Source organism: Gluconacetobacter entanii (assembly GCF_003206495.1).
GTDB lineage: Bacteria > Pseudomonadota > Alphaproteobacteria > Acetobacterales > Acetobacteraceae > Novacetimonas > Novacetimonas entanii.
The window spans coordinates 89,976-99,724 of sequence record NZ_NKUF01000009.1; the positions used below are offsets into that span (position 1 = coordinate 89,976).

General features: G+C 65.0%; 8 protein-coding genes and 1 pseudogene. 7 read left to right on the top strand and 2 right to left on the bottom strand.

Annotated features, from left to right (window positions below; all coding sequences use genetic code 11):
* Positions 1-42: 42 nt before the first annotated feature.
* A complete protein-coding gene (locus tag CFR72_RS17115) occupies positions 43-249 on the bottom strand; it encodes a hypothetical protein (RefSeq protein ID WP_167400310.1) in 207 nt (68 codons plus the stop codon).
* Here CFR72_RS17115 and CFR72_RS06255 point away from each other — a divergent pair.
* Positions 221-1,312, top strand: coding sequence for a branched-chain amino acid aminotransferase (locus tag CFR72_RS06255; RefSeq protein ID WP_110913151.1), 1,092 nt, complete (start codon positions 221-223; stop codon positions 1,310-1,312). The genes CFR72_RS17115 and CFR72_RS06255 overlap by 29 nt on opposite strands.
* Positions 1,313-1,511: 199 nt before the next feature.
* Here CFR72_RS06255 and thiC read toward each other — a convergent pair whose 3' ends face one another.
* Entirely contained in the window at positions 1,512-3,353 is a 1,842-nt protein-coding gene (gene thiC / locus CFR72_RS06260) for a phosphomethylpyrimidine synthase ThiC (protein WP_110913132.1), read from the bottom strand.
* A gap of 376 nt (positions 3,354-3,729) precedes the next feature.
* On the opposite strand from thiC, the gene ade reads away from it, so the two are divergent.
* The 6 genes and pseudogenes from ade to CFR72_RS06290 form a co-directional block, all read left to right on the top strand.
* Complete coding sequence (ade, locus tag CFR72_RS06265; RefSeq protein ID WP_110913133.1) at positions 3,730-5,430, top strand: adenine deaminase; 1,701 nt, start codon at positions 3,730-3,732, stop codon at positions 5,428-5,430.
* 16 nt (positions 5,431-5,446) lie between these two features.
* Positions 5,447-6,370 carry a site-specific integrase gene (locus CFR72_RS06270; RefSeq protein WP_233044546.1) on the top strand — a complete coding sequence of 308 codons (924 nt, stop codon included), beginning with the start codon at positions 5,447-5,449 and terminating at the stop codon, positions 6,368-6,370.
* Positions 6,367-7,080: a hypothetical protein gene (locus CFR72_RS06275; RefSeq protein WP_110913134.1), complete on the top strand. Its 714-nt coding sequence runs from the start codon at positions 6,367-6,369 to the stop codon at positions 7,078-7,080. Before CFR72_RS06270 ends, CFR72_RS06275 begins: the two co-directional genes overlap by 4 nt.
* Entirely contained in the window at positions 7,080-7,883 is an 804-nt protein-coding gene (locus tag CFR72_RS06280) for a hypothetical protein (RefSeq protein WP_110913135.1), read from the top strand. The genes CFR72_RS06275 and CFR72_RS06280 overlap by 1 nt, the downstream gene beginning before the upstream one ends.
* 882 nt (positions 7,884-8,765) lie before the next feature.
* Entirely contained in the window at positions 8,766-9,443 is a 678-nt protein-coding gene (locus tag CFR72_RS06285) for an energy transducer TonB (RefSeq protein ID WP_110913136.1), read from the top strand.
* A gap of 93 nt (positions 9,444-9,536) precedes the next feature.
* Positions 9,537-9,749 (top strand): annotated as a pseudogene (locus CFR72_RS06290) (MotA/TolQ/ExbB proton channel family protein); the annotation flags it as partial.

Genomic DNA, 9,749 nt, shown 5'->3' on the forward strand with positions numbered 1-9,749 from the left:
AAGCTTTCTGGGAAAAAGCTTCACCAAAAACCTTTGATGTTTTCAGGGCAGGCCCTGACAGTGGCCTTCTGGCCGATCGGGCAGGGTGGGGGCCATGACGGCCATGGGCTTGACCTGCGGGGTATTCTGGGGAAGTTGTGTCTGTTTCCCGTCCGGATGCGCAAAAAACAGCCCGGCACGTCGCCGTGGCGGCCGCGCATGATGAAAGAGAATAATGGTCATGGACAGCGTCAGTACACTCCGTTTCACGCTTTCACCGAATCCTTCTCCGGTTTCGCCGGAGCGTCGGGCGGAGGTATTGGCCAACCCCGGATTCGGAAAGATCTTCACCGATCACATGGCCATCATCCGCTATACCGAGGGGCAGGGCTGGCACGATCCCGTGATCCGCGCCTATGCGCCAATCAGCCTCGACCCCGCAGCGGCGGTGCTGCATTACGCGCAGGAAATTTTCGAGGGGATGAAGGCATACCGCACGGCGCATGGCGGGATTTCCCTGTTCCGTCCCGACGCCAACGCCCGGCGTTTCCGCAAGTCGGCCGAGCGCATGGCCATGGCCCAGTTGCCCGAGGACCTGTTTGTCGATGCGGTGTGCCAGCTTGTGACGGTGGATCGCGAATGGGTGCCCGCCCGTCCCGATGAAAGCCTGTATATCCGCCCCTTCATGATCGCGAGCGAGGCGTTCCTGGGCGTCAAGCCCGCGTCGGAATACCTGTTCATGGTCATCGCCTCCCCCGTGGGCGCCTATTTCGGGGAGCAGGCCGTCAGCGTCTGGGTGTCCGAATACTGCCGCGCCGCCCCCGGTGGCACGGGCGAGGCGAAGTGTGGCGGCAATTACGCCGCAAGCCTGATGGCGCAGAAGGAAGCCAAGGGCCATGGCTGCGCGCAGGTGCTGTTCCTTGATGCGGTGGAACGCCGCTGGATCGAGGAAATGGGCGGCATGAACGTGTTTTTCGTCTTTGATGACGGATCGGTCGCCACCCCGCCGCTGACGGGTACGATCCTGCGTGGCATCACGCGCGACTCCATCCTGCGCATCGCGCGTGACGTGGGCCTGACGGTGCGTGAGGAACCCTATGCGATCGATCAGATGTATGCCGATGCCGCCAGCGGCCGCCTGCGGGAAGTGTTCGCCTGCGGCACGGCGGCGGTGATTTCCCCCATCGGGCGGTTCCGTGGCAAGCAGGGCGAGGTCGTGATCGGCGATGGCATCAGCATCGGCCCGGTGACGGAAAAGCTGCGCACCGACCTGATCGCGATCCAGCGCGGCAATGCGCCCGACCCGTATGGCTGGGTGCATAAGGTCATCTGAACCGCACCATCCATGATGGGGGGAGGGTTTCATGGAAATGCGCGTCCGGAATGGACGCGCATTTTTCATATGGAAAGCCCTGAAAGTATCAAAAGTTTTTGGTGAAGCTTTTTTTCAAAAAGCTTCGAAGAACGCCGCCTTTTTGAAAAAAGGCGGCACCCAAAAACTTTTATTCGTTTATCAATTTTTCAAAAATCCCTCATTCCGCCGCGGGTTCGCCCTCGGGCATGGGGACATACAGGCGGTTGCCACCTTCGCGGAACTCCTCCTTCTTCTGCGCCATTCCCGCCTCCCGCGCGGCATTGTCACGCAGGTCGTGGCTGATACGCATGGAGCAGAATTTCGGCCCGCACATCGAACAGAAATGCGCGCTCTTGTGCGCCTCGCGCGGCATGGTCTCGTCATGGTAGGCGCAGGCCGTATCGGGGTCGAGCGACAGCCTGAACTGGTCGTTCCAGCGGAAGTCGAACCGCGCGCGGCTGATCGCGTCATCGCGCAACTGAGCCGCCGGGTGCCCCTTGGCAAGGTCGGCGGCGTGGGCGGCGATGCGGTAGGTGATGACGCCGGTCTTCACGTCGTTGCGGTCCGGCAGGCCCAGATGTTCCTTGGGCGTGACGTAACACAGCATCGCGGTGCCGAACCATCCGATCATGGCCGCGCCAATGCCCGACGTGATGTGGTCATATCCCGGTGCGATGTCGGTCGTCAGCGGGCCAAGCGTGTAGAACGGGGCTTCGCCACATTCGCGCAACTGCTTTTCCACGTTGACCTTGATCTTGTGCATGGGCACGTGGCCCGGCCCCTCGATCATCACCTGGCAGCCCTTGGCCCACGCGATTTTCGTCAGTTCGCCCAGCGTCTCAAGCTCCGCGAACTGGGCCGCGTCATTGGCATCGGCGATAGAGCCGGGACGCAGCCCGTCGCCAAGCGAGAACGACACGTCATAACGGCGCATGATGTCGCAGATTTCGGGGAAATGTTCATACAGGAAGCTTTCGCGATGATGGTGCAGGCACCACCCCGCCATGATCGACCCCCCGCGTGAGACGATGCCCGTGACACGGTTGACCGTCAGCGGCACATGGCGCAGGCGCACGCCGGCATGGATGGTGAAATAGTCCACGCCCTGCTCGGCCTGTTCGATCAGCGTGTCGCGGAAGATGTCCCATGTCAGGGCTTCGGGCACGCCGCCGACCTTTTCCAGCGCCTGGTACAGCGGCACCGTGCCGATCGGCACGGGCGCGTTGCGGATGATCCAGTCGCGGATGTTGTGGATGTTGCGCCCGGTAGACAGGTCCATCACCGTGTCCGCGCCCCAGCGGATGGACCAGACCATCTTCTCCACTTCCTCCGCGACGGAGGAGGTGACGGCGGAATTGCCGATGTTCGCGTTGACCTTCACCAGGAAATTGCGCCCGATGACCATCGGTTCAAGTTCGGGATGGTTGATGTTGGCCGGCAGGATCGCCCGCCCCGACGCGATTTCGGAGCGCACGAATTCCGGGGTGATGAAGGCGGGGATGTCCGCCCCGAAATCCTCCCCGTCCGCGCGGCGTGCCTCAGCACCCGCCACCATTTCCGTCCGGCCAAGGTTTTCGCGGTGCGCGGCATAGATCATCTCGTCCGTGATGATGCCCGCGCGGGCGAATTCGAACTGCGTGACCTTTGTGCCGCGCCTGCCCTCGCGCACCACATGCGGCGCGGGGCAGGGGGGGACAAGCTGCTCGCCCGCGGCGAAGCCGTTATCTTCGGGCCGGACGGCGCGCGGGGTCACGGTGATGGTGTCGCGCGCTGCGATCCAGCCCTCGCGGATGCGCGGCAGGCCCCTGTTCACGTCCGTATGGGCGGGGGAGGCGGTATAGGGACCGGACGTGTCATAGACGCGCACCGGCGGTTCGTTGGCCGAGGGTTCCAGCGCGATTTCGCGGAACGGCACGCGGATGTCCGGGCGGCCGGTGGGGGAAGACCACGCCTTGACCGAGCCCTGGATCGGGCCGGTGGTGACATGGTCGGGAGAGGAAGGCGGGACAATCTTGTTCATGACAGGACACCTCGTGTTTCTCTCCGACAGGGGAAGGGGAGAAACCGGAAGGTGGTCCTGCGGGCGTGGATCGCGGCGGAGGGCCTGTTTTTTCCGATGTCACACCAGTCCCTCCGCCGGTATGAACCGGATCAGGTTCCCCGGGCGCGCCATGCGCCCGGCAGGGTCCCCGCATCCACGCCTCGGCGGCGTGCCAGCGGTATCTCAGCCCCTTTGACGGGACTCCCCTTGGTAGGCGCAGGATCGGCAAAGCCGCGCGCATTGTCAATCACCATGGGCATCAGACAACAGGATGTGAAAAATATGCCCGCCCGGTATCAGCATCGGGGCGGAGTAGGGTAAAAGGGCAAGGGAAATCAGAACGGAAGACAGGCCGATGACCACCCGACCGATCCCCACCCGCATTGCGCAGGGCCGTGGCGGCGAACCCGCCGATACCGTCATCCGTGGCGCACGCCTGCTTGACCTGGTGACGGGGGACCTGCTGGACGGTGATATCGCCATCTGTGGCGACACCATCGTCGGCACGCTGGACCATTACGAGGGACGCCATGTCATTGAGGCACGGGGCCGTATTGCGGTGCCGGGCTTCATCGACACGCACCTGCATGTCGAATCCTCGCTGATCACGCCGTTCGAATTCGACCGTTGCGTCCTGCCGCACGGGGTGACGACCGCGATCTGCGACCCGCATGAAATGGCCAATGTGCTGGGGCGCGCGGCGCTGGATTATTTCGTGGCCGCCGCGTCGCGCGTGGTGATGGGCCTGCGCGTCAACCTGTCAAGCTGCGTGCCGTCCACCGCGTTGGAAACATCGGGCGCGTGCCTGTCGGCCGCCGACCTGGTGGAATGGCGCGACCACCCGAAGGTCATCGGCCTTGCGGAGTTCATGAATGTGTCCGGCGTGATCAATGGGGATCCGGGCTGCATGGAAAAGCTGGCGGCCTTTGCGGGGCGGCATATCGACGGGCATGCGCCGCTGCTGCGCGGGCGGGCGCTCAATGCGTATCTGTCGGCGGGGATTTCCACCGACCATGAGGCCACGACCGCCGCCGAGGCGCTGGAGAAGGTGCGCAAGGGCATGACGGTGCTGATCCGCGAGGGATCGGTGTGCAAGGACCTGCGCGCGCTTGTCCCGCTGCTGACGCCCGCGACCTCGCCGTTCTTCGCGTTCTGCACCGATGACCGCAACCCGCTGGAAATCGCGCATGAGGGGCACCTGGATTACCTGATCCGCCTTGCGATCGCCGAAGGTGTCGAACCCGTCGCCGCCTATCGCAGCGCCTCGCTCAGTGCCGCGAATGCGTTTGGGCTGCGCGACCGCGGGATGATCGCGCCGGGATGGCGGGCGGATATCGTGCTGCTTGACGACCTGCGTGAATGTCGGGTCTCCGACGTGATCGCGGCGGGGCGCGTGGTCGATGACGCGCTGTTCGCCGCGCGCGAGGTCATCGCGCCGGTGGGGCTGGACAGCATCAGCCTGCCCGCCCCGGTCAGTGCCGCCGACATGGCGCAGGCGGGCGATGGCGTGCAGGCCCCGGTGATCGGCCTGATCCCCGGACAGATCATCACCGAATTCCTGCGTGCCGACATGCCGGTGCGCGACGGTGTGGTGCAGGCCGACCCCGCCCGCGACATCGCGCGCGTCTGCGTGGTGGCGCGACACGGGCATAACGACAATATCGGGCGGGGCCTGGTGAAGGGATTCGGGCTGAAGTCCGGGGCGCTGGCGTCGTCGGTTGGCCATGACAGCCACAATATCTGCGTGGTCGGGATCGACGGCGCGGACATGGCCGCCGCCGTCAACCATCTGGAAACCACTGGCGGCGGCTTTGTCGTCGTGCGCGACGGGCGCGTGGTGGCAGACCTGCCGCTGCCGATCGCGGGCCTGATGAGCGATGCCCCGTTCGAGCAGGTCGCCTCCCGGCTGGAGGTGCTGCGCGCCGCCGCGCGCGGGTTGGGCTGCACGCTGGATGAGCCGTTCCTGCAACTGGCGTTCCTGCCGCTGCCCGTGATCCCGCACCTCAAGATCACGGATTTCGGGATGGTGGATGTCGATCGCATGGCCCTGCTGTAGGATGCGCGGATAACCGATGGCACAGGACATGACGGCGCACGGCGACAGCCCCTCCCTCACGCGGCCACAGGCCACGGCGACGCTGCGTGCCTATCGCGCCGACTGGACGCATTTCGCCGCATGGTGCGCGCAACACGGGGTGCGGCCCATCCCGGCCACGGCAGGAGATGTCGCGGCGTATCTGGGCTCCCTGCAGGACTATGCCCCTGCGACCATCCGCCGCCGCCTTGCCGCGATCGGCAAGATGCACCGGTTCAACAACCAGCCGTGGAAGGTCAGCGATCCCGTCATCCGCGCCGCTTTGCACGCCGCGCTGGAGGCCGCGACGCCACAGGTCGCGCCCCGGCCGGAAATCCTGACACCGGCGCAGTTGCGGGCCATGGTCGAACGCTGCGACGACAGCGCGCGCGGCCGACGGGACCGCTGCCTGCTGGTCTTCGGGTTCGCGGGCGCGCTGCGGCGTTCGGAACTGGTGGGACTGATGGTGGAGGACGTGCGCATCGTACCGCATGGCGTGGTGCTGCATGTGCGCAACCGCGCGGCGTCCGTCCGCGCAGGTGCGGACGACATGCCGGAAGGGGAGGACGTCACCATGCCGCAACGTCCCGATGACCTGCTGCTCTGCCCCGCCGATGCGTTTGCCGCGTGGCAGAAGGTGGCGCATCGCCAGACCGGGCCGCTGTTCCGGCCCATTTCCAAGGGCGACCGGGCCGGGGGGCGTGCGCTGACCCCCTTTGCCGTGACGCGCATCCTGCAACGGCGCGCGGCACTGGCCGACCTTGATGCGGGATATGCCGCCCGGCTTAGCGCGCATGCCCTGCGGGCGGGCCATATCGTCGATGCCCTTGCACGTGGCGTTGATGTGGAGGAGGTGCGCCGCCATACCCGCCACCGTGACCCGCGCGGGATGCTCGCCTACGTGCGGGCCAGCGCGCCATGACCGAAAACCTGCGTTTCCCGTGGGCCGACCTGCCGCCGGTAAAGGGAGATGAACCGCTCTCCGACTCCACGGCACCCCTCACTCCCGCGCCACGCGGGCGGCGCGGGCGCAGGCCCCTTGCGGCATGGCGCGACGCGGCGGCGGAGGGGTACTGGCAATGGTGGCACCTGCTGGTCCATGGCCCGATCGCGGCGGTGGACGATTTCGCCGCCACGGCGCGCGGGCGCGGCCTGATCCCATGGCCCTTTGACGGGGAACGGGTGGAGGAGGACATGTTCGCGCTGGCGATTGGCGATGGCGCGTCCGCGCATACCCGCCGTGGCCTGTCGATCGAGGGATGCCGCATCCTCGCGCGGCAGTTCCGTGACGCGGCGGAGGTCCGCCATTCGCACAACCTGATGCGCATGGACCGTCCCTGCGTGCTGGATTTCCATGCGCTGGTGCCCATACCGTCCTCCATCCTGCGACTGGGGGCGACGCATCCCGATGCGCTGTCATGGCTGCGGCGGCACTGGGGCACGGCGGAGGCCCCGCGCAACGTGCAGCGCCTGGTGGGGCGCAAGGCGGGACGCCGCCTGCCCAACGGGCACAAGCCCGTGGTCTATGGTTTTTTTACCCCCCGTGCGGAGGCCCCCGAACCGCTGGTCGCGGCGGTGCGTGCGCGCTGGCCGGACCTGTCCTTCGTCCTGTCGGCACGGGACATGGCGTAATGGCGCAGTATGACCTGTTCGAGGAGGATGGCCGCCCGGAACCCGTCATCCGCATGGAGGCGTACCAAGGTGGCCTGACGCACCTGCTGGCGCTGGCGCAGGCGCGGCGGATCGATATCCGTGCGCTCGACCTTGTCGCGCTGGTGGACCAGTTGACGGTCGCCATCCGTACCTCGTCCTCGCTCCCGCTGGGGCGCAGGGCGGAATGGGCGGTCATGGTGTCGGGCCTGCTGCTGCTGCGTTCGCGCCTGATGCTGCCGGCCGATGACCCGCGACAGCAGGAAGCCACCGACGAGGTGTCGCGCCTGCGCGCGCAACTGCTGGCGGCGGAGGAAGCGGCCCGTCTGGCGGCGTGGCTGTCGGCGCGCCCGCAACTGGGCCGCGATATCCATGTCTATGGCGCCGGGCCCGCCTGCGCCATTACGGAGCAGCCACCGGAATGGGAAACCGACCGCATCGAATTCCTGTGGGGGTGCCTTGCGGTCTTTGACGGCAACTGGGGCGTGCCGCCGCCCGAACCCGGTTACGCTCCGGTGCAGCTTGACCTGTTCGATGTGGAGGATGCGCGCGTGCGTGTGCGCCATGCCCTGCGGTTGAGCGATGGCCCGGTCCTGCTGGACCGGATGCTGCCCGATGCGGCGCTGCGCGAGGGGGATGCGCCCGCACCGTCCGACCAATCGCCCGTGCGTGCGCGCTCCGCCTGGACCAGCACCTTCACCGCCTGCCTGGAACTGGTGAAGCAGGGGGAGGCCCGCGCCATGCAGGAGGAACCCGACCCGCTGCCGGCATTCTGCCGCAGTTGAGGACGGTCGCGGCGGGATGTGGCGGAATTGTGGCCCTGCGGGCCGGGGGCAGTAATATTTTGTTAGCCGTAAATATAACAGCTGGTGTATGATGCCTTTCGCCGGGATGCATTAATCGGGGCGACGGTCCGCATGAACAGTGTGTCGGAATTCCGTGAATACATCGTGTAATAACGAAAAGTGATGTGGTGGTGTGGAACGTGCTACCGCATATCGTTTCGATATGATAACTTTATGTCGCGCGATTGTCATTCTGCGCAAGAAACATCCGCAGGATCGGCCTGCACCGGGCTGCATCGCGCGATGGAATGCAGGCGGCACGGTAACATCAGGGACCGCCTGCAATGCCCGCAAGGATATCAACGATGTGCGAAAGTGAGTTCGGGGAAGCGTCGCCTGTGTGTTTTTTCCATTAATTGTTGTCCCTTAGCTTGACTGCGCGGGGTTTTTGCTCAAGCTGGCAAAATCAGTTTTTCATCGGGTGGAGATGGCGTTTCTGGTTTGTTATTTTCGGTAATCGATTCACGAAGCATGACGCGTGTCCTCCCATGCCGTTTCGGCCACAAGAGGGTTGATTTCGGAGAGTTAATAATGTTTATGGACGTTTATGGATAAATCATGATGGACAAGCGACTTTCCTTGCAGGGAGGGAACCGGCTACCGGCTTCACGACTGTCTGCCAGTCCTTCTGACACGCTGTTGGCTGCAATCCGTGGCAATTGCGAAAACAGCGCTATCCGGTTGGAGGAATGTCGGGCTGGCGCAGTCGGATTCAACCAGACGTTTCGTAGATATCTGGTCATACTCTCGTAGTATTCGGTCAAATCAGAACATCAGGAAACTTTCTATAACCTCCATTAACTATGCCGTTCTGAATGAGGTATGGGTATGACGTATGCGGAACAAAGTGATAATCGATTACAGAAAGCCATAATATTTGGCGTCGTTTTACTTTTCGAGGGCGCTCTCGTCACGGCGCTGATGTATGGCCTTGGCGCGCCCAAGTCCTCGCCGCCGCCGCCGCCGCGTCCGCCAGTGCAGGCCCGGGTGATCAAGGAGCCGCCGCCGCCCCCACCGCCGCCGCCGCCGCCGCCGCCGCCGCCGGTGATCACGCAGCCGCCGCCGCCGTACATCCCGCCGCCGAAGATCCAGGTCCAGGCGCCGCCGCCGCCGATCAAGCACGTGACGCATACGAAGCCGCCCAAGCCCATGCCGCCGGCCAAGGTGACCCCGCCGTCGTCGTCGGATGCGCCGGTGTCCAATGCGCCGCCAGTGCCCGATCACATGGCCGGTTCGTCGCCGCTGAACCATGTGGTGCCCGAATATCCGGAAGAAATGTCGGATGCGGGTCGCGAAGGCGTCGTGACCGTTGCGTGTGACGTTGAAACGACGGGTGCGACCAGCAACTGTCAGGTCATGAGCGTGAAGGGTGGGCAGCCGTTTGCCGATGCCGCGCTGCGTGCCGTGCGTCAGTCGCGTTACGCTCCGGCCGTGAAAAATGGTGTTCCGGTCAAGGAATTTCATCACCTTTATACCATCACATTCAGCCTGAACGACTGAGTGTGGCGGTGTCAGCCAATGTTGCGATGCGGGGGCTCGAAGTCCCCAGCAGCTTCTAAAAACAACACGTCCTGTCTAGAGGATCCTGAGTAAATGATCAGACTGCATCGCAAACACGCTCTCATCACCTCGGCAGCTTTCGCCGCCATGCTGTGCGTTTCGTCTCCGCTTGCGGCGCTGGCGCAGGACGCGGCCCCGGCAGCAGACGCGCCGGCGGTTTCCGCACCCCCGACCGATGGCGCGGGTGCCCCTTCCGCTGCCGCCCCGGCGGACGCGCCGGCCGCCCCGCCTGCTGACGCCGCGGCC

Coding starts and splice junctions, on each gene's coding strand:
- CFR72_RS06275 (WP_110913134.1), top strand. CDS start 6,367: ATGACCGAAAACCTGCGTTTCCCGTGGGCCGACCTGCCGCCGGTAAAG.
- CFR72_RS06280 (WP_110913135.1), top strand. CDS start 7,080: ATGGCGCAGTATGACCTGTTCGAGGAGGATGGCCGCCCGGAACCCGTC.
- CFR72_RS06255 (WP_110913151.1), top strand. CDS start 221: ATGGACAGCGTCAGTACACTCCGTTTCACGCTTTCACCGAATCCTTCT.
- CFR72_RS06270 (WP_233044546.1), top strand. CDS start 5,447: ATGGCACAGGACATGACGGCGCACGGCGACAGCCCCTCCCTCACGCGG.
- thiC (WP_110913132.1), bottom strand. CDS start 3,353: ATGAACAAGATTGTCCCGCCTTCCTCTCCCGACCATGTCACCACCGGC.
- ade (WP_110913133.1), top strand. CDS start 3,730: ATGACCACCCGACCGATCCCCACCCGCATTGCGCAGGGCCGTGGCGGC.
- CFR72_RS06285 (WP_110913136.1), top strand. CDS start 8,766: ATGGGTATGACGTATGCGGAACAAAGTGATAATCGATTACAGAAAGCC.